Source organism: Streptomyces massasporeus (assembly GCF_014648995.1).
GTDB lineage: Bacteria > Actinomycetota > Actinomycetes > Streptomycetales > Streptomycetaceae > Streptomyces > Streptomyces massasporeus.
This window is the reverse complement of sequence record NZ_BMSE01000005.1, coordinates 97615-117629: the sequence shown is the minus strand read 5'-3', so window position 1 is coordinate 117629 and position 20015 is coordinate 97615. Positions and strand designations below refer to the sequence as shown.

Annotated in this window: 15 protein-coding genes; 10 read left to right on the top strand and 5 right to left on the bottom strand. The window is 72.3% G+C overall.

From position 1 onward, the window contains the following. The first annotated feature begins 10 nt into the window (after nucleotides 1–10). The 4 genes from IE153_RS14340 (at nucleotide 11) to IE153_RS14325 (ending at nucleotide 2405) form a co-directional block, all read left to right on the top strand. Nucleotides 11–208, top strand: a complete 198-nt coding sequence (locus tag IE153_RS14340) for a ferredoxin (protein ID WP_189590326.1) — start codon at nucleotides 11–13, stop codon at nucleotides 206–208. Further along, entirely contained in the window at nucleotides 205–1383 is a 1179-nt protein-coding gene (locus IE153_RS14335; RefSeq protein WP_189590085.1) for an NAD(P)/FAD-dependent oxidoreductase, read from the top strand. The genes IE153_RS14340 and IE153_RS14335 overlap by 4 nt, the downstream gene beginning before the upstream one ends. A 136-nt stretch (nucleotides 1384–1519) precedes the next feature. Then, entirely contained in the window at nucleotides 1520–1924 is a 405-nt protein-coding gene (locus tag IE153_RS14330; RefSeq protein ID WP_189590084.1) for a DUF779 domain-containing protein, read from the top strand. Nucleotides 1925–1934: 10 nt separating this feature from the next. Then, a complete protein-coding gene (locus IE153_RS14325; RefSeq protein ID WP_189590083.1) occupies nucleotides 1935–2405 on the top strand; it encodes an SRPBCC domain-containing protein in 471 nt (156 codons plus the stop codon). Between the two features lie 27 nt (nucleotides 2406–2432). Here IE153_RS14325 and IE153_RS14320 read toward each other — a convergent pair whose 3' ends face one another. Continuing rightward, complete coding sequence (locus tag IE153_RS14320; RefSeq protein ID WP_189590082.1) at nucleotides 2433–3059, bottom strand: chorismate mutase; 627 nt, start codon at nucleotides 3057–3059, stop codon at nucleotides 2433–2435. 382 nt (nucleotides 3060–3441) lie between these two features. On the opposite strand from IE153_RS14320, the gene IE153_RS14315 reads away from it, so the two are divergent. The 5 genes from IE153_RS14315 to IE153_RS14295 all read left to right on the top strand — a co-directional run bounded on the left by IE153_RS14315 (nucleotide 3442) and on the right by IE153_RS14295 (nucleotide 13390). Next, on the top strand, nucleotides 3442–6303 hold the full coding sequence (locus tag IE153_RS14315) for a glycosyl hydrolase 115 family protein (RefSeq protein ID WP_189590081.1): 2862 nt from the start codon (nucleotides 3442–3444) through the stop codon (nucleotides 6301–6303). Nucleotides 6304–6702: 399 nt separating this feature from the next. Further along, nucleotides 6703–8091: a cytochrome P450 gene (locus tag IE153_RS14310; RefSeq protein WP_229828997.1), complete on the top strand. Its 1389-nt coding sequence runs from the start codon at nucleotides 6703–6705 to the stop codon at nucleotides 8089–8091. Beyond that, the gene (locus IE153_RS14305) at nucleotides 8075–9079 is read left to right on the top strand and encodes a (-)-alpha-amorphene synthase (RefSeq protein ID WP_229828996.1); all 1005 of its coding nucleotides are present in this window, start codon (nucleotides 8075–8077) and stop codon (nucleotides 9077–9079) included. The genes IE153_RS14310 and IE153_RS14305 overlap by 17 nt, the downstream gene beginning before the upstream one ends. Nucleotides 9080–9272: 193 nt before the next feature. Next, the gene (locus tag IE153_RS14300; RefSeq protein ID WP_189590078.1) at nucleotides 9273–12176 is read left to right on the top strand and encodes an ATP-binding protein; all 2904 of its coding nucleotides are present in this window, start codon (nucleotides 9273–9275) and stop codon (nucleotides 12174–12176) included. Between the two features lie 161 nt (nucleotides 12177–12337). After that, nucleotides 12338–13390: an SGNH/GDSL hydrolase family protein gene (locus IE153_RS14295; protein WP_229828995.1), complete on the top strand. Its 1053-nt coding sequence runs from the start codon at nucleotides 12338–12340 to the stop codon at nucleotides 13388–13390. A 27-nt stretch (nucleotides 13391–13417) separates the two neighbouring features. On the opposite strand, the gene IE153_RS14290 is transcribed toward IE153_RS14295, so the two are convergent. Continuing rightward, nucleotides 13418–14866 carry an MFS transporter gene (locus IE153_RS14290; RefSeq protein WP_229828994.1) on the bottom strand — a complete coding sequence of 483 codons (1449 nt, stop codon included), beginning with the start codon at nucleotides 14864–14866 and terminating at the stop codon, nucleotides 13418–13420. A gap of 232 nt (nucleotides 14867–15098) precedes the next feature. Here IE153_RS14290 and IE153_RS14285 point away from each other — a divergent pair, with 232 nt between their 5' ends. Further along, the gene (locus IE153_RS14285; RefSeq protein WP_229828993.1) at nucleotides 15099–15704 is read left to right on the top strand and encodes a response regulator transcription factor; all 606 of its coding nucleotides are present in this window, start codon (nucleotides 15099–15101) and stop codon (nucleotides 15702–15704) included. A 306-nt stretch (nucleotides 15705–16010) separates the two neighbouring features. Here IE153_RS14285 and IE153_RS14280 read toward each other — a convergent pair whose 3' ends face one another. From IE153_RS14280 to IE153_RS14270, 3 genes are all read right to left on the bottom strand, one after another. Next, entirely contained in the window at nucleotides 16011–17414 is a 1404-nt protein-coding gene (locus IE153_RS14280; protein ID WP_189590077.1) for a cytochrome P450, read from the bottom strand. A gap of 133 nt (nucleotides 17415–17547) precedes the next feature. Beyond that, entirely contained in the window at nucleotides 17548–18654 is a 1107-nt protein-coding gene (locus IE153_RS14275) for an NAD(P)/FAD-dependent oxidoreductase (protein WP_189590076.1), read from the bottom strand. A gap of 167 nt (nucleotides 18655–18821) precedes the next feature. Then, nucleotides 18822–19985, bottom strand: coding sequence for a substrate-binding domain-containing protein (locus IE153_RS14270; protein ID WP_189590075.1), 1164 nt, complete (start codon nucleotides 19983–19985; stop codon nucleotides 18822–18824). Nucleotides 19986–20015 lie beyond the last annotated feature (30 nt).

The following is a 20015-nucleotide window of genomic DNA, read 5'->3' as shown; positions in this document are numbered from 1 at the left end:
GATGACAAGCATGCGTGTGGAACTGGACGTACCGAAGTGCGTGGCGTCGGGCCAGTGCGTGATGGCCGCCCCCGACGTCTTCGACCAGCGCGACGACGACGGCGTCGCGATCCTGCTGGAGGAGACGCCGGGCGAGGACCTGCTCGACGATGTGCGCGAGGCCGTATCCGTCTGCCCGGCCGCGGCGATCCGGCTGGTTGAGCGGTGAGGTGCGTCGTGGTCGTCGGCGCGTCGGCCGCGGGGCTCGCGGCGGCCGAGACGCTCCGCCGGACCGGCTTCGACGGCACACTGGCCCTGGTCGGCGACGAACCCCACGCCCCCTACGACCGGCCCCCGCTGTCCAAGCAGATCCTCTCCGGCGCGTGGACCACCGGGCAGCTCCCGTTGCGCCCGCAGGCCGACCTCGACGCACTCGGCCTCGACCTGCGGCTCGGGACGGCGGCGACGGGCCTCGACCTGACGGACCGTACGGTGCGGCTGGCCGACGGCTCGCACCTGCGCTACGACGGGCTGATCGTGGCCACGGGCGTCCGGCCCCGGCGGCTGCCCGGTGACCGGGGCGCGCATGTGCTGCGCACCCTGGACGACGCCCTCGCGCTGCGCGAGCGGCTGCGCCCCGGCCGCCGTCTGGTCGTGGTGGGCGCCGGGTTCCTCGGTGCCGAGGCCGCCGCGGTGGCCCGGGGGCTGGGCGCGCGGGTGACCCTGCTGGAACCGGCTCCCGTGCCGCTGGCCCACGCCGTCGGCACCGAGGTCGGCCGGCTGCTCAGCTGGACACACCTCGACCACGGCGTGGAACTGCGCACCGGCGTCACCGTGACCGGGATGACCGACGGCGGCGTACGGCTGGCCGGCGGTGAGGTGGTCGAGGCCGACGAGGTCCTGGTCGCCGTCGGTTCGCTCCCCAACACCGAGTGGCTGGCGGACAGCGGACTGCCGGTCGGCGACGGCGTGCTGTGCGACGCGTACTGCCAGGCGGCACCGGGTGTCTACGCGGCCGGTGACGTGGCCCGCTGGGACAACCCGCTGTTCGGGACGTCGATGCGGATCGAGCATCGCACCCACGCCGCCGAGCAGGGCATGGCCGCCGCCCGCAACCTGCTCGCCGCACCGGAGGGCCGCCGGCCGTTCGCGCCGGTGCCCTACTTCTGGTCGGACCAGTACGGCACGAGGATCCAGGCGTACGGCTTCCTGCGCGGACACGACGAAGTCGCCGTTGTGGAAGGGGACTTGGCCGAGCAGCGGTTCGTGGCCGCGTACCGCAGGGGTGACCGGCTGACCGGCGCCCTGGCGATGGGCGTGCCGCCCAGGGCGGTGCGCGCATGGCGGCAGGCCGTCGCCGGCGGAGCGGCCTGGCGGGAGGCGGTGGGGGCCGCGGCGGCCTGATCCGTACGCCCGGCGGGGCGGGAGCGGACAGGTGTACCGCTCCCGCCTTGTGGCCCTCCCCCCTACGGCGGCGGATACTGGGGGACTCGCGATACGGACCGGTCCCCGACCCCACCGGCACCGCCAGGAGGAACTCATGACCGTGCGCACAGGACGTGTCGAACTGACCCCCGCCGCCGAGGACCTGCTGCGGCGGCTGACCGGGACGCACGGGCCGGTGATGTTCCACCAGTCCGGCGGCTGCTGCGACGGCAGCGCCCCGATGTGCTACCCGCGCGGCGAGTTCCGGGTCGGCGCCTCGGACCTCCTGCTGGGGCACGTGGCCGGGGACACCCCGTTCTGGATGAGCGCGGACCAGTTCACGTACTGGTCGCACACCCATCTCACCGTGGACGTGGTCCCCGGCCGGGGCAGCGGCTTCTCCCTGGAGGCCCCGGAGGGCGTCCGCTTCCTGCTCCGCTCCCGCCTCCTCACCGACGAGGAACTGCGCCGCCTCGACTCGGAACCGCCGCTGCCGAACGGGGCCGACCACACCGCCTAGGGTGGGGCCCATGTACACGTCCCGGGTCTCCGGCCATGTCGACGCTCCCCGTGCCGCCGTCTACCGGGCGCTGCTGAGCGCGGAGGCGATCGCGCGCTGGCGGGTGCCGACCGGGATGCGCGCCGAGGTGCACGCGTTCGACGCCCGCGAGGGCGGCGGGTTCCGTATCTCGCTCACCTACGAAGCAGCGGACGCCTCCGGGAAGTCGGCCGCGCACACCGACACCTACCACGGGCACTTCGCGCGGCTCGTGCCGGACGAGCAGGTGGTCGAGGTGCTCGAGTTCGAGACCACCGACCCGGCGCTGGGCGGCGCCATGACGCTGACGACCACGCTCACGGACGCCGAGGGCGGCGGCACCGAGGTCCTCATGGTCCACGAGGGCCTCCCCGACGCCGTGCCCGCCGCCGACAACGAGACGGGCACGCGCATGGCCCTGGCGAACCTGGCCCGGCTCGTCGAGGCCGACGGCCCCTTCTGAACCGACGGCCCCTTCCGAGCGGCGGGGCTACCGGGAGCCGGCGCACACCGACGGCAGCGCCCGACCGAGTCCCTCCAGGTGCAGGGCGTCGAGCCGGTGGGTGTACGCGGACCAGCCGGCGGCCACGGCCAGGCGCGGACCGCACGACGGCACCGCCCGGTCCCGATCCGTCTCGGCCAGCGCGGCCAGCAGTCCGGTGGTGATGCGGTCCAGGGCCGGGCGGACCTCCTTGGCCAGGTCGGGGCGCTCGGTGGGGCGCTCACCCGGGTTCGCGTCCCAGCGGGCGTGGAGACCGCGCTGCACCAGCTTGTTGGCCTCGATCTGGTCCCGGAAGACAGCGGCCACGGCGTCCGGGTCGAGGCCGAGGCCGGCCGCCCGGGACCGGACGTCGGCCAGGATCTGCGCCTCGCGCGCCGGGTCGTCGATCGGCGTGTCCGTGCCGTACTTGGCGGCGGCGACCTTGTCGGCCAGCAGCAGCCGCTGGGCGAACAGGTCGGTCACCGAGGCGAGGCCGTGGGCGGTGGCCGACTGGCGTGCGGGGGCGGGCCGCTGGGTGTCGGCGGTGGCCGGGCCGGCCTGGCTGAGGGCCAGAGTGGCCGCCGTCGCCACTGCGCCGAGAAGGGTGAGAGCGGAACGGAGACGTCGAGGGCGCACCGGGTTGGCCTTTCGTGTGGGGGGCGAGGCAAGCGCCAACCTATCGATCACCCTCGGGGCCCCGGACGGCACCCACCCCGGCACGCACACGCCCCGGTGGCTCATGTCTCGCCGTCCACACCGGTGTTGGCCGGGACGCTCATGACGGAAGCGGGTGCCACGGCGGACCCACCGCCCCCATCTGGACGCCCTCGCGTGGCCTCGCCTAGGGTGCAGCGGCAAGCGCTTTCTAGCCTGCCCATGCCCAGCCCCTCCCCTGTGCGCGCAGCCCCGTCGACGGCCCGTACGTGAGGAACCGTCGCGGGGCCGGCGCGGAAAGGCAGTGCCCGTGCCGCAGAGACCGTCGCTCCCGTCCGTGACCCGCAAGTCCTTCTTACGGGGAATGGCAGCCGCAGGCGCCGCTCCCCTGCTCCCCGTCACCGCCGCCGAGGCCGCTCCCTCGGCCGACCGCACCGGCTTCACCCTGCTCCGGGACGGCACCGCCGTGGACGTGTTCGTGGACGCGGCGGACGACCCCGCCGTCATCCGCGCGGCCGGTGACCTCCAGGCGGACGTGGAGCGGGTCGGCGGCGTCCGCCCGAGGCTCCTGCACACCGTGCCGCGGCGCGCCGAACTCCTGGTCCTGGTGGGGACGATCGGCGCGAGCCCGATGATCGACCGGCTTGTCGCGCAGCGGCGCCTGGACGTCTCCCGGGTGAAGGGCCGCTGGGAGGCGTCCGTCACCCAGGTCGTGGACCGCCCGCTGCCCGGCGTGGGACGTGCCCTGGTCATCGCGGGCAGCGACCGCCGCGGCACGGTCTACGGCGTCTACGACACCTCGGAACGCATCGGCGTCTCGCCCTGGTACTGGTGGGCCGACGTCCCCGTGGCCCGCCGTGACACCGTGACGGTCCCGGCCGGCCCCCTCGTCCGCCCGGAGCCGGCCGTCCGCTACCGGGGCATCTTCATCAACGACGAGCAGAACCTCACCACCTGGTCCCACCGCACCCAGGAGCCGGACAAGAGCATCGGCCCGAAGACCTACGAGCGGGTCTTCGAGCTGCTGCTCCGCCTCAAGGCCAACTACCTCTGGCCCGCGATGCACCCCTACTCCGACTTCTTCAACAAGCACCGCGAGAATCCCGAACTGGCCCAGCGCTACGGCATCGTGGTCGGCTCCAGCCACCCCGAGGCCATGCTGCGCAACGGCGTCCACGAATGGGAGCCGTGGGCCGAGGAGCACCGGGCCGAGGACGGCACGCTCCCCCTCTACGACTACACGGTGAACCCCTCGGTCATCTCCGACTACTGGCGGGCCCGGGCCCGCCAGAACGCCGCCTACGAGAGCAGCTGGACGATCGGCATGCGGGGCCTGCACGACTCCGCGCTGGAGACGAAGTACGCCACCACCGTCCCGGAGAAGGTCGCGGTGATGAACGACATCATCGCCGACCAGCGCCGCATCCTGGCCGAGGAGGTCGGCCCGGCGGCCGAGCCGCAGATCTTCATCCCGTACAAGGAGGTCCTGGAGCTGTACAACGCGGGCGTCCAGGTCCCCGAGGACGTCACCCTGATCTGGCCGGACGACAACCACGGCAACATGCGCCAGCTTCCGAACGACGCCGAACGGCGCCGCCCCGGCGGCAACGGCATCTACTACCACCTCTCCTACTGGGGGCGCCCCCGGAGCTATCTGTGGCTGGACACCACGCAGTTGAGCAAGGTCTGGCAGGAGCTGCGCCGGGTCCACGAGCACCGGGTGGACCGCATGTGGATCTTCAACGTCGGTGACGTCAAGTCGATCGAGACGGGCCTGTCCTTCTGCCTGGACATGGCCTGGGACGTGGACCGCTGGGGCCCCGGCGACGTCGAGGACTTCCTCGTGGAGTGGGCCGGCCGCCAGTTCGGCCGTCGGTACGGCGCGGAGATCGCCGCGATCCGCACCGAGTACTACCGCCTGGCGGCGCAGCGGCGCCCCGAGTTCATCGACCGGGCGGTCTTCTCGACGGTGCACCACGGCGACGAGGCGGGCCTGCGCATGACGGCCTACGAGGAGTTGCTGGACCGGGTACGGCGGCTGGGTGCGAAGCTGCCCGAGGCCTACCGGGACGCGTACTACGAGCTGGTCGAGTACCCGGTCCACGGCGCCTGGCTGATGAACCTGAAGTACTACTGGGCGGACCGCAACGCGCTCGCCGTCCGCCAGCGCCGGGGGGCGGGCACGAACCGCTTCGCGGACCTGACCGAGGCGGCACACGCCGAGGAGCAGGAGATCACCCGGCGCTACAACACCCGGATCGCGGGCGGGAAGTGGGACGGCATCGTCAACCCCTACCCCTCCGAGATCCCGAAGGCGCCGGGCCGCCCGGCCGTGACCAGGCTCCCCCGGCAGGAGACATCGGGCCTGGGACTGGCCTCCGAGGGCAACGAGACGGGGACCGACCGCCCGCTGTCGTTCTCCTCCTACACCCGGGACCGCCGCTTCGTGGACGTCTTCAACACCGGCTTCCTGCCGCTGGAGTGGCGGGCCGAGGCGAGTGTGCCCTGGGTCCGGCTGAGTGCGACGGGCGGTGAACTCACCGACCAGGTCCGGGTGTGGGCCGAGGTCGACTGGGCCCGGGTGCCGGAGGGCACGCACCGTCCGACGCTGACCTTCTCCGGTGCCGGCCGGAGCATCCAGGTGCCGTTGCTGGTGGTCGACGACGGGGAGCGGGCGCGCCGGCGCGCCCGCGGCTTCGTCGAGGCCCACGGCTATGTGTCGATCGACGCCGCGCACTTCGACCGCGCGGTGCCGCGCGGCGGGGCGCGGTGGCGGATCGTCCGCGGCCTGGGCCGCGGTACGGGAGCCGTCGAGGCCGTACCGACGACGGCACCACCCGTCGCCGAGGACCTCGCCACCCGGTCGCCGGAGTTGCGTTACCGGGTCCGTTTCACCACGGCCGGAACCTTCCCGGTGACGGTCTTCCGGCTGCCTTCCCTCGATGAACGCGGCAAGCGGCGCCTCGCGGTCGCCCTCGACGACCAGCCCCCGACGGTCCTGTCGGGCCAGGCGGTCGCCACCGGCAACCGGGGCGACGCCTGGGCCCGCAACGTGGAGGAGGGCATCGAGAAGCTGACGGCCCGGGTGGCCGTGTCCGCGCCCGGTGAGCACGTGCTGAGGGTGTTCATGGTGGATCCGGGGATCGCGGTGGACCAGATCGTGATCGACACGGGCGGGGTGGCGGGCGGGTATCTGGCGCCGCCCGAAAGTTTCCGCCGCACCTGATCCGGGGGGCCGGGCGGCCCCCGTCCGTCGACCGTGTGACCCGCCCGGTCCTTCGCCTCGGCATTCTTCTCCGAATCCGCGCATACGGAAAAGACCTCAAGTCTCTTCGAGGCGCCGAAGTGACGGAAGAAGACCACCTGTTCGCATGACGTGCATGTGATTCACTCAGCGCTTCCCCGTGCACCCGTGCGCCCCCTCGGAGAAAGGGTTCACCAAGTCGGCGGCCGGCTGGGACTGGGCAGGACATGGGGCAAGCACCACGTCGTTGAAACGTCACCGTTTTCCCAGATCGACTGAAGCAGGTGGTATTCGATGAACGGCTGCGTTCCTGAATCGGAACAGGCATGGACGGTTGGTACTGCTCCAGGCATATTCCCATCCATCGGCCACGGTATCGCCTTGTTCCGCCGGCCGCTGGAGTTTCTGAAATCTCTTCCCGCGCAGGGCGATCTGGTCGAGATACGCCTGGGCCCTCAGCGGGCGTGGATGGTGTGTCACCCGGAGCTGGTCCACCGGATGCTCCGCGACACCCGCACGTTCGACAAGGGCGGACCGCAGTACGAGAGGCTGCGGGCGCTGATGGGCAACGGTGTCGTCACCTGCCCGCATGCCGAGCACCGGCGTCAGCGCCGGTTGCTGCAACCCACCTTCCGCCCCACCGGTGTCGCCGCGCAGACGGACGTGATGGCCGCGGAGGCCGCGGCGCTGTGCCGTGACTGGCGCACGGGGCAGGAGGTCGATGTCAGCGCTGCCACGCTGGGTCTGACGACCCGGCTGATCAGCCGGCTCCTGCTCTCCGACTCGCTCACCCCGGCCGCGGCCGACGAGGTGCGGCACTGCCTCGCCGCCATCGTGCGCGGCCTGTTCGTGCGCACGGTCGTGCCGGTGGACGCGCTGTTCCGCCTTCCGACGCCCGCGAACCGCCGCTACCGGCGGGCGGTGGAGCGGGTGCGCGAGCTCACCGACGCGGCCATCGCCGAACGCCGCCGGGGCACTCCCCGCGACGATCTGCTCGGGCTCCTGCTGATGGCCGCCGAGGCCGGGGACGGCGGGGTCCCGGTCACCGACCGGGAGGTCCACGACCAGTTGGTGTCCCTCCTGCTCACCGGTTCCGAGAGTCCGTCGATGTGTCTGGCCTCCACCTTCAGCCTTCTCGCGCAGCACCCGGAGGTGGAGCGGCGGTTGCACGCGGAGGTCGACACCGTCCTCGCCGGCAAGTTGCCGGACGTCGACGACCTGCCGCGCCTGGTCTACACGAGGTCCGTCCTCACCGAAACGCTGCGCCACTCCCCGCCCGGCTGGCTCTTCACACGGGTCACGACCCGGGAGGCGGAGCTGGCCGGACGCAGGCTGCCGCGGGGGACGACGGTCCTGTACAGCCCGTATCTCCTGCACCACGACCCCGCGTCCTTCCCCGAGCCCGACCGGTTCCTGCCAGAGCGCTGGCTGGAGGGCGAAGCCGCCACCGGTCCGCACGGGGCGCTGATCCCGTTCGCCGCGGGCAACCGCAAGTGCATCGGCGACCTGTTCTCCATGGCCGAGATGACCGTGGCCCTGGCGACCGTCGCCGGTCGCTGGCGGCTGCGGCATCCGGCCGGGCGGGTCGCACCACCGCGCCCCGGGGCGACGCTGGGACCGAGGTCCCTGACGATGATCTGCACGTCACGGGCGGACGCACCGGGCGGCACCGCGCCGCACGCCGCCGCCCTCGCGCCCGGAACCGCGCCGGCGGCGTCCGGGGCGGAGAAAACCCGGAGGGACGGTGACAACGGTGTCCACCACGCATGAGGAGAGGGCGGCCGTCGCGCAGGACGTGATTCCCGCTGCCACCCTGGTCGAACTGATCGACGCCCACCTCTACATGCCCTTCCCGTTCCGGCACCATCCTCAGGAGCAGGCGGCCGCGGCGGGGGTCGACCACTGGCTGCGCGTGACGGGGCTGAGCGACGAGCCCGGGGTGGCGGCCATGATCGCCCACACCCGCCCGGCCGAGCTGGCGTCCTACAACAGCCCGGACGCGGATCCCGGCATCCTGCAGCTCGTCGCTCACCAGATCGCCTACCAGTTCGTCTTCGACGACCGGGCCGAGGAGGTCGGCCGGCACCGGCCCGGCCAGTTGCTGCCGATGCTGTGCGAGAGCATCGCGGTCCTGCGGGACGGCACGGCGCCCAGCACCCCGCTGGGAGCGGCCCTGTCCGACCTCTACCGGCAGATCCGCGAGCGGTGCACACCGGCGCAGGCCGCGCGCTGGGCGTGGAAGAGCCGTGAGTACGTGCACGGACTGCTGTACGAGGCGGTGGCCCAGGCCCACCCCTCGCCCCCGCGGTCCGGGCTGTGCACCTCGATACGGTCCCTCACCGCGGGCGTCGAGCCCTTCCACCCGCTGTGTGAGGCCGCGCAGCCGTGCGAGCTGACCTCCGGGGAGCTCCACCACCCGTTGATGCGGCGCCTGAGCCGGCTGTCGGCCGACGCGGCGGTGTGGATCCCCGACCTCTTCTCCGCGGTCAAGGAGCAGCGGTCCGGCCAGATGATCAACCTGGCCCTCGCCTACCAACGGGCCCATCACTGTTCGCTGCCGGTGGCCGTCACCCTGGCCATCCAGCAGATCAACCGCACGATCCGCGAGTTCGAGAGGCTCTACGCGGAGATCGAACCGGAGTTGAGCCCTTCGGGGGTCGGCTATGTGGAAGGCATGGCCGGCTGGATCCGCGGCTGCTACTACTGGTCGCGCACCGTGCCCCGCTACGCGGACGCGGCGGCCCCGGCGCTGCCGTGAGGAGGCGCTTCGTCAGGCCGCGGAGCGGATGCCCATTCGAGCCACGGTACCCGCTGAACTCGCACCTCACGCGGCTTTAGCAGGTCATTCACCCTTCTTCGTCGTGCTCGTTCCGGAACCCGGAACGGGGCCCATCGGGAGGCGTACGCTCTCGCTGCCTCCCGATGGCCGACGACAGGAAGCGGTACGGCACATGGCGCATGAGCTGTGGCAACCCACGTCCGAGAGCCGGCCGTTGCTCGAGCGCCGCAAGGAGCTCCGGGCGCTCGAATCGGCGCTGACGGGCCTGCGGGACTCCGTCGACGGCGTGCCCCAGGCGCCCCGGGGCGGGCTCCTCGCCTTCACCGGTCCCGGTGGCATGGGGAAGACGGCCCTGCTGAATCAGGCCCGGGCCCGGGCGCAGGGCTTCACCGTGCTGTCGGGCAGGGGCGGTGAGAAGGAGCAGGAGCTGGCCTTCCACCTGGTGCGCCAGGTCGTCCAGCCCGCGCTGGCGTCGATGGACGAGCAGGAACTGCGCACCTTTCTGGGCGGCTGGTACGACATCGTCGCCGCCGCGCTCGGCCTGGTCGCGACGCCGAGCGGTCATGTGCCGGACCCGACCGGGGTCCGCGACGGTCTCGACTGGGTGATGACGCGCCTCGCCGTGATGAAGGCGCCCGTCGTCCTGCTGCTGGACGACCTGCACTGGGCGGACGTGGAGTCGCTGAGCTGGCTCGCCTCGTTCGCGCCCCGGGCCGTGGACCTGTCGATGCTGATCGTCGTCGCCTTCCGGCCCGAACTGCCCCTCGAGGCCGCCGCCTTCAGCGCACCCTCCGCCGATCTGGGGAACCGTCCCTTCACCCTGGCACCGCTCAGCGCCACGGCCGTGGCACGGATCATCCGGGACGAGGTCGGCGAGGAAGCCGAGGACGCGTTCTGCGAGGAGTGCTGGGAGGTCACCGGAGGAAGCCCGTTCGAGGCCGTGGAACTCTCCATCAGACTCGGGGAGCGCAACCTCAGGGGCACCGGTGACGATCTGCCCGCGATGCGCGACCTGGCGGCCGCGGTGAAGGGGCCCGGGCTGATCGAGCGGCTCCAGGGCTTCGGCACCACCACCGTCCGCTTCGCCTACGCGGCGGCGGTCCTCGGGCAGGCCATCTCGCCGGAACTGGCCGCACGGATCGCGGCGATCGGAAGCACGGCGGCGGCCGAGGCCACGGAGAAGCTGCGCGGCGCCCGCATCCTGGCCGACGGCGAGGGGCCCGGTGGGAGTCTGGAGTTCGTCCACCCGCTGATCGCCACCACGATCTACCGGTCCATCGGGGCGAGCCTGCGGGAGGGGATGCACAACTCGGCCGCCGAGGCCGTCCGGGCGGCCGGGCTCGGCCACGCCGCCGCGGCCCGGCACCTGCTGGAGGTGCCCTGTGAGGGCAGCTCCGAGGCGGTGGACTGTCTGCGGGAGGCCGCGCGTGAAGCCCTGCACTCGGGTGCCCCGGAGGCGGCCCGGCGGCTGCTGAACCGGGCGCTGCAGGAGCCACCGCTGCCGGAGGAGCGTGCCGCGCTGCTGCACGAACTCGCCTGCGCGACCTTCCTCATCAAGCCCACGGCCACCGTGGCGCATCTGCGGGAGGCGCTCGCGGAACCGGGCATCGACCCCGAGCTGCGTGCCTCGATGGTGTACCGGCTGACCCAGGCCCTGGCCCACACCGACCGGATGGCGGAGGCCGCGACGGTGGCCGCCGAGGAGGCGCAGCGGGCCGCCGCCCATCCCAGGATCCGGCTGCGGATGCAGGGGGACCACTTCGTGTGGAGCGCGTTCCGCACCGACGAGGCGGACTCGTCGGGCCGTTCGCGGGCGCTGGCCCGGCTCGCCGACCGGCTGTCCGGCCGCGGTCTGGAGGAGCGCTACATCCTGGGGTCGCGCGCCTGGGACGCCATGATGTGCGGCGAGCCGCGGCAGAAGGCGCTCGCCTACGCCGAGGAGGCCCTGCGCGGCGGGCTGAGCTGGACGCATGAGAACCGGGGCTTCGAGGTGCCCGTCTCGGTCGCGCTGGTGTTCATGTACTGCGACCAGCCGCGACGGGCCGAGGAGCTGTTCGCGAAGGGCATGGCCGAGTGCGAGTCGAAGGGCTGGCGCGGCTCCCACCTGGCCCTGGGCCAGACGCTCTCCGGGTACATCCGGTACCGCCGCGGCAGCCTGGCCGAGGCCGAGAACCTGGTGCGGGAGGGCCTGCGCATCGCCGACCGGGTGGAAGGCGGCGTACCCGCCCAGTGGTTCGCCATCGGCATCCTGATCCAGACCCTCCTGGCCCGCGGCCGCGTCGTGGCGGCACGCCGACTCGCCGACACGTACCACTACGGCGACATCATCCCGAACGCCGTCATCTACCCCGACCCGCGCACCGTCTACGCCGAGCTGCTCCTGGCGGAGGGACGGCCCGACGACGCCGCTCCCCTGCTGTCCCGCGTCGGCGAGTGGCTGGAGGGCCGGGACTGGCGCAACCCCGCGTGGTGCCCCTGGCAGCTGGGGCTGGCCTCGGCTCTGTCCCGCATTGCGCCCGACCGGGCGGTGCGCCATGCGCAGGACGCCGTGAAGCGGGCCCGGGACTTCGGCGCGGCATCGGCGATCGGCCAGGCCATGCACGCCCAGGCGGAGGTGACGGGCGGCGAGGCGGGGCTCGATCTGCACGCGCAGGCCGTCGATCACCTCCAGCAGTCGCCCGCCGCGTACGAACTGGCCCGTGCCCTGGTGGGTCATGGCGCCGCGCTGGCACGCGCCGGGCGGCTGCACGACGCCGCCGACCGGCTCTACCAGGGCCTGGAAGGAGCCGTGCACTGCGGTGCCGAGGGCCTGGCCGCCCGGGCGAGGCGGGAGCTGTCCGCGGCCGGGCTGCGGCCGCTGCCCCTGCGCTACCCGCAGACGGACACGCTCACCGCGCAGGAGCGCAAGGCCGCCGAGATGACGGCCCGGGGCCAGGCCGCGGCGGTCGTCGCCAAGGCATTGCACCTCACCGAGCAGGGTGTGCGGCAGCTGCTCTCGTCCGTGTACCGCAAGGTCGGCACGGACGCGGCGGGCCTGGCCGAGGCCCTGGAGACGTTCCCCCGACCGCGTCCGTAGACCGCCGACCGTCACGCGCTCGGTCAGGGGGCGGTCCAGACGGCGGGATCCTCTCAACTTCCCTCCATAAGCGACCACTTGACGTTGAACCGTTTCACTGCTTCCCTCGAAAGGCTGCCTATGGGAGCGCTCCCGTACCACCCCCACGTGAAGGGAACCCCGTGCAGACCTCCCCCCGCACCTCCCCAAGACGCACCCTGCCGGCCCTCGTCGCGGCCGTGCTCATGGCGTGCCTGCTGTCCTGGACCGGCGGCTCGCCCGCACAGGCCGCGGCCGCCCCCGGACAGCCCGGCGACCCGAACATCAAGTTCATCGGGCGCTGGGACACGACGAGCTCCTCCACCGCCTACACCCCGTACTGGGCGGGCGCCTACTACCGGGCCGGCTTCACCGGCCGGACGGTCAAGCTGAAGCAGCGCGGCACCATCGACCTGTGGGCGCGGATCGACAACGGTCCCGTGACGTTCTACGACGACGTCAAGGGGACCGTGAACCTGACCCCGGCGGCTCTCTCGCCGGGCAACCACACCCTCCAGGTCAACTACCAGGTGGTGGCCGGGTCGTACAAGGGCGACGCCGTCTTCCAGGGCCTGGTCCTGGACAGCGGCGCGACGACGTTCGCACCACCGGCCCCGGCCAGGACGGTCGAGTTCGTCGGAGATTCGATCACCGTGGGCACGACGAGCTCGCAGAACGCCCGTACCGCGTACGGCTGGCTGATCGGGGGACGCCTGGGCGTGGAACACACGCAGATCGCGCAGGGCGGGGCGTGCCTGGTGGCCGCGGCGGACGGATGTGTGGGGCTGGAGCGGCAGTTCACCAAGCTCAACCCGAACGCGGCGACGCCCGACTGGAACTTCTCCCGCTACCGGGCCGACGCGGTCGTCATCAACCTCGGCACCAACGACGTCGGTCACGGGGTGAGTTCGGCGCAGTTCCAGTCGGCGTACAGCAGTCTGCTGCGCACGGTGCGGGCCGCCTATCCGCAGGCGTGGATCTTCGCCTTGGAGACGTTCCGCGGGCGGTTCGTCCCGCAGACCGAGGCCGCGGTGAAGGCCGCCGTCGCCGGGGGTGACGCGCGCGTCTCCTTCGTGGACACGACCGGCTGGCTGGGGTCGGGCGATCTGACGGACTCGGTGCACCCCAACGACCGGGGGCACCGGGTCATCGCCGACCGGCTGGCTCCGGTCATCGCGGCGCGGATCGGATCCTAGCGGGCCCGAGGGGTTCGGGGGCGGGCCTCACATCGGGCCGGGGCCCGCTCCGCCCTTGAGGCGTTCCAGGTCGGAGGGACGGACCTGGATGACGACCAGGGCGATCAGCGCGGCGACCGCGGTGAAGATCGCCGCCATGATGAAGGCGGCCGACACTCCGGCGGTGAGGATCTCGTCGGACCAGGGCTTGGGCAGTTGCCCGGTGCGTTCGAACCGGATGCGTTCGGCCGGGGTCGCCTGCCGGAGGAAGTCCGGGACCTGCTTGTCCGCCTCGTTGGTGCTGGCCGTGCCGTACATCGTGACCAGGATGGACAGGCCGAGGGAGCCGCCGACCTGCTGGGTGGCGTTGAGGAGTCCCGAGGCCGCGCCGGTCTCCCGCGTGGGCACGTTGGACAGCGCCATGAGGGTCAGCGACACGAACTCCATGCCCATGCCCAGGCTGAAGACGAGCATCGGGCCGAGGACGCTGCCCGCGTAGGTGGAGTGAACGTCGGTCAGGGTCAGCCAGGCCAGGCCCGCCGCCGCCAGGATCGCGCCGACCACCATGAACGGCTTGGGTCCGTAGACGGGCAGGAACCGCGAGGCCAGTCCGGCGCCGATGGCGATGACCGCGCTGACCGGCAGGAAGGCCAGTCCGGCCGCGAGTGGGCTGAACCCCAGCACGTTCTGCACGAAGAGCGTGAGGAAGAAGAACATGCCGAAGATGGCGGCGGCCAGGCACAGCATGATGCCGTAGGTGCCCGCGCGGTTGCGGTCGGCGAACATGTGCAGCGGCGTGATGGGCTGCTTCGAACGCCGCTCGACCATGATGAAGGCCGCCAGGACGATGACCGCTCCGGCGAACGAGGCGAGGGTCAGAGGGTCCCGCCAGCCGTCCTGCGCGGCCCTGATGAAGCCGTAGACGAGCAGCACCATGCCCGCGGTGGAGGTCAGCGCGCCGGTGATGTCGAAGCGCCCGGGGTGGCGTTCGGACTCCCTGATGAAGCGCGGTGTGGCGAGCACGATGAGCAGGCCGATGGGCACGTTGACGAACAGCACCCACCGCCAGTTCAACCACTCCACCAGCATGCCGCCGGCGAGCAGGCCGATCGCGCCGCCACCGGCCGACACGGCCGCGAAGACCCCGAAGGCGCGGTTGCGGTCCGGTCCCTCGCGGAAGGTGGTGCTGATCAGGGCGAGGGAGGTCGGGGAGGCGATGGCGCCGCCGACGCCCTGCAGAGCGCGGGCGCCGAGGAGTTGGCCGGCGTTCTGGGCGAATCCGCCGAGCAGCGAGGCGAACACGAAGAGCAGCACGCCGAAGACGAAGACGCGCCGCCGCCCCAGGATGTCTCCGGCCCGGCCGCCGAGCAGCAGCAGACCGCCGAAGGTGAGGGTGTAGGCGTTCACCACCCAGGACAGGCTCGTGGTGGAGAACTCCAGGTCGCTCTGGATGTGCGGCAGCGCGATGTTCACGATGGTGATGTCGAGGACCACCATCAACTAGCAGGAGGCGATGACCAGCAGCGCCATCGCGTTTCCGCCACCACCGGATTCCCTGGTGGTGGTCGCCTGTGGTGAAGCCGGCTGCGGGCTGCTGCCTGCGGTGTCCACCGTTCGACGGTACGCCCGGGCCCCACACCCCACCACTCGGACTGAAATATCAGCGAGGTGGGGCGATAATCCGATCAAGGTGGCTCAGTGGCCCGCGTACGGCGCAATGGGAGGGACAGTGATCCGTGTTCTTCTCGTCGAGCGGACCCGCCTCGTGCGGGGAGCGTTCGCCGCTCTGCTGTCGCGGGAGGACGACATCGAGGTCGTCGCCGAGGCCGACGGCAACGGTGACGTCCTCGCGCGTGCCCTGGTGTACCGGCCGGACGTGGCGGTGATCGGCGTGGACTCCAGGGAGGGCGAGGAGATCGCCGTCCGGGGCGAGCTGCGGGCGCGGCTGCCGGAGTGCCGGATGCTGCTGATGATGGCCTCGACGACACCTGAGCGGCTGCACCGCATGCTCGATCTGCACGCCGCCGGCGTCATCAGCACGAACGCCCCGCCGGACCGGCTGGTCCACGGTGTCCGCAAGCTGGTGAGGGGGCAGCGGTTCGTCGACCCCGAGTTCGCGCTGGCCGCGCTGGACGCGGGAGCGAATCCGCTGACCCCGCGCGAGGTCGAGGTGCTGCGGCTGACCGCCGACGGTACGCCCACCCGGGAGATCGCCGAGCGGCTGTGCCTGTCCGCGGCGACGGTCCGCAACCATCTGTCCGCGATCACCCGGAAAACGGGCGGCCGCAACCGGATCGACGCGATCAGGATCGCCACGGAGTCGGGCTGGGTGTGAGCTCCACGCCCCGTTCTTGCCTGCTTCCCGCCTGTTCCCGCCCTCTTCCCGCCTGTCTGTCGCCGGCTCCCCGTCCCGTTCCGCGACCCCGTTCCGTGCCCTGGCGGAAGAACGGCCGGGCAGGTCATCGAGGTGTACCTGCCCGGCCCCCGCGGGCCCTCGCGCCCTGTCCCGGGTTCTGATAAGAGCATCCCAGAGCGGGGGCGCCCCCACCAGCACCGTTTGTCACGCTTCCGGCGTGAAAGCGTCATCCCGGAACCGTGACGAACGCCGGGGCCGGGTGGGCGTTCGGTTCGGTCCCCCTGGTCAGCGGCCGCCGCGGATGAGGCCCGTCAGATAGCGCCACAGCGAGGAGCGCTGCCGGGCGGACGGGTCCGGCAAAACCTCCTCGGCCACCCCCGCCGCGGGTTCCTCCGCCCAGGGCCGTGGCGGCGGCGCGGAGGCCAGTTCGTAGTGCACGGGCAGGGAGCGCAGACCGCGCATGAACGGCGAGGAGCGCCAGGGCAGTTGGTCGGCCGGCAGGGCCAGGTCGAGGTAGTCGAACCGCTCGAAGAGGCGCCCCACGCCGGCCGCCGCGACCGCCGAGGCGAGCTCGCGGGCCGGGCACTGGCGCGGTCCTGCCCCCCAGGACAGGTGGGCCCGGGTGCTGATGGTGGTGCCCGACGCGACGTGGTCGGCGAAGAGCGGGTCGGCGTGGGCGGCGCCCGGGGAGACCCACACCGGGTCGCCCGCCCGGATGGTGTAGTTGCCGAGCGGGGTGTCCCGGGCCGCGAAACGCGGGACGAAGTTGACCAGGGGCGGCTTGCGCATGACCACCCGGTTCATGGTCTCCCGGACCATCCCGGCGGACAGGCTGGCGCGCACGCTGCCCTCACCCGAGATGACCTCCACGACGGTGTTGGAGATGAGGATGCCGACGTGGTCGGAGGTCATGCCGAGCAGCATGAACAGCTCGCGGGCGAGGTGGTCGAGCGACAGGTCCGGGTGGGCGGCCAGCAGGTAGGAGGGGAAGTCGTCGCCCGGCTTCTCCAGTTTCAGCGCGGCCAGTTCGGCCAGCGTCGCCAGCAGGCGCTCCAGGGCCGCCTCGGCGTCCGGGCCCGCGTCGAGCACGCGCCACATGTCCATCAGCGCGTCGTCGCCCTGCGAGCCGGGGAAGCCCAGCAGGTGGCTGGCCACCATCAGCGGCAGCGGCCGGGAGAACTGCGCGGACAGGTCGGCCACACCGGTCTTACCGCCTTGGCCGACCAGGGTGATCAGTTCGTCGGCGTAGGCGGTGACGGCGGCCTTCAGGCGCTTGGCCTGGGGGTGGCGGGGGTCCTGGAAGGGCTTGAGGGCGACGTCCCAGGCGGTGCGCAGCGGCCGGTAGCCGGCGCCGCCCTGGATCAGGATGTGGTTGACCTCCAGGGACGGTCCGAGTGGCCAGTCGGCCGGCACCCTGCCCTCGGAGCGGGCCCGCCAGTTCTCCAGGCCCTTGGGCCAGCCGTCGTCGTCCTGGAGCACCTGGAGCGACTCGCGATAGCCGAGGACCAGCCAGGCCGGCACCCCCAGCAGATCGACGGGCGCGACCGGGCCGTGCTGCTGCCGCAGCCGCTCGTACACGAGCGCGGGACGCGTCTCGTAGTCCCTGGTCAGCAGCGGTTCGGGAGCGAGTTCCTCCAGACTCGTGTCGTCCAGGTCCACGGGTCCGCCGTCACCCCGCTGCGATTCCATCGTCTTGCCACCCTCCGACACGCCCTGTACCGGCCCACCATCAGCCGGTAGCCGGAAACGGTGGGGACCCTACCCCAGGCTGAACTCGCGGGTAACGACGGGGGTGGGTGGTGAGGAGGGGTCAGAGTGCGGGTCAGGCCGCCGTGTAACCGAGTTGACGGCGCATGTAGGGCGTCATGAGGCTCTTCGCCTTGGCCATGGTGGTGGTGCGGCTGCCGAGGACCGCGGACTCGCCGCCCGGGACGGGCAGCACGGTCAGTCCGTCGGCGGGGCCGAACGGCACGATCAGCGGGGTGCGCTGGGTCGGCCGGTAGAAGCGCGGTTCCCTGCGGTGTTTTCCCGAACTCTGCAGGTAGGTGCGGATGTTGTGGGCGGCGATGTCGGCCTGGGCGAGGGCGGCGGGGGTGATCTTGAGTTCGCTGACGTCGTTCACGTCGCCGACGGCGAACACGTCCAGCCTGCCCTCGACCCGGAGCGTCCGGTCGACCTTCACGTGCCCGGCTCCGTCTAGCCAGTCGCCGTGTCCGGCCAGGCGCAGCCAGAGGGTGTTGGGGGTGGTGCCCGTCGCCCAGAAGGACAGGTCGGCCTCGACGATCGTGCCGCGGGCGTCGCGGTAGGTGCCGAAGTCGTTGCCAGGCGACATGAAGGAGTCGAGCCGTACGTCGATGTCGTGGGACTCCAGCCAGGCCAGGGCCTTCCGCCCGGGGCGGGCGCTGCCCGTGGAGTCGAGCAGCGCGGGCCCGGAGTGGGCGAGCGTGACCCGGGCGTCCGGGCGGGCGAGGCGGATCTCGGCGCTGAGTTCGACACCGCCGGGGCCGCCGCCGACGACCAGGACGTGCTCGGCGGCGGCGATGTTGCGCTGGTGCTCGGCGAACGACTTGGCCGCTTCCTCGGTGGTGGTGCCGGTGAAGCGGGCCGGCTCGGGGTAATCGGCGCCGGTGGCGATCACGACCACGTCGTAGGGCAGTCGCTCGCCGGTGGCGAGGACGACCTGCCGCTCGGTGGTGTCGATGCGCACGACCTTGCCGGTGGCGACCCGGCCGTGGCGCAGCAGCCGGTCGTAGGGGATGAAGGGGGTGTGCGTCCACTCGGGGTGCACTCCGGCGCGCAGGGAGGCGATGCGGTGGAAGAAGACCTCTTTGCGGTCCACCAGCGTGACCCGGGCCGTGTCGTCGAGCCGTCTGGCCAGCCGGACACCGGCGTACCCGCCGCCGATCACCACTACGTCGCCGTCGTACACACCCAGCCTCCTGTGCCTGGTGGGGGGAAGCGAGGGCCGCCGCGGACGGGCCCCGCTCGGATCGACCCCCGGCGGCCACTCGACTGACGTGACAGTAGCGCTTGAAACCTAAAGGAATTCCGAGGTTCCGTGCATGTTCCGTGAAGAGATCGGAACCTGACCGGCCGTCATTTTCCCCAGATCTTCCGGTAGGCCTCCCGGTAGCCCGACGGGTCCCAGGTCGAGGCGCCTTCGCTGTTGCGGGCCGTGGCGATGTGCACGGGGGCCACGTATCCGCTGTCGGGCCGGCCGGCGAAGGCGCGGTTGAACTCGTCGACGATCTGCCAGCCCTGGAGGGACAGCGGCTCGGGCACCGTCGCGGCCTGGTACTGCTCGTTGTTGACGCGCTGGAAGGCGGACGGGTCGCCGTCGCCGGCCCCGATGTTGTAAGGCGGCCCGGAGCCCTGCTCGCCGGCGGCGCGGAAGGCGGGTGCGGCGTCGGCGAAGTACAGGTCGTTGATGGCCACGGAGTGGGTCCAGCGGTCCTGGAAGCGGGAGAGCAGGGAGGAGATCTCCCGGGGGGTGCGGCTGCTGGCGTCGGGGATCGGGATGTTCTGCACCGAGAGCAGCCGCACGCCCTGACAGCTCGCCAGCTCCTTGCGGATCAGGTCGGACTTGTTGCGCGCGAAGGGGATCGACGCGTCGGTGATGAGCACGACCCCGGCGCGGCCGCCCGAGTCGGAGATGATCCACTGCGCGCTGATGCGGGCCACGTCCTGGACGCGCGTGGTGACGTTGGTGAAGAGGTCGGGCTGCCGACTGGGGCCGGGCTCGGGGACCGCGTGCCAGCCGATGAGCTCGATGCCCTGCGCGCCCGCCCGGGCGGCCTGCTGGGCCGTCGAGTCGGGGTCGAACCCGCCGATGACGATCCCCGAGGGCCGCAGGGCGACGGCTTCGCTCATGGCCGCCTGGATGCCGGCCGGGGTGCCGCCGCCGTCGATCACCCGCACGTCCCAGCCGATGGTCCGCGCGGCGTCCCGCACCCCGTTCGCGGCGCCCGCGACACCGGGGTTGGTCATGGTCTGGGCGACGAAGACGAGGGTCTTGCCGGACACCGCCTCGGGGCCGCCGGTGGGCCCTCCCCAGGGGATGCCGTTCTGCTCCGCCCGGGTGACGGCTTCCCGGGCCCGGGTGTGGACGGCGGGGCAGCCGCTCGGGCCCGTCGCGGTCTCGTCCGCGCCGTCGGAGGAACCGCGTTCGCAGCCGGTCAGGGCGGCGGCCGTGGCCAGCAGGGCGCAGGAGGCGAGCCGCGCGGTGCGGACTGCGGGTGCGGCCTTGCGGGTGCGGTGCACGGGAGCTCCAGTGGGGGATCGGCGCGGCGG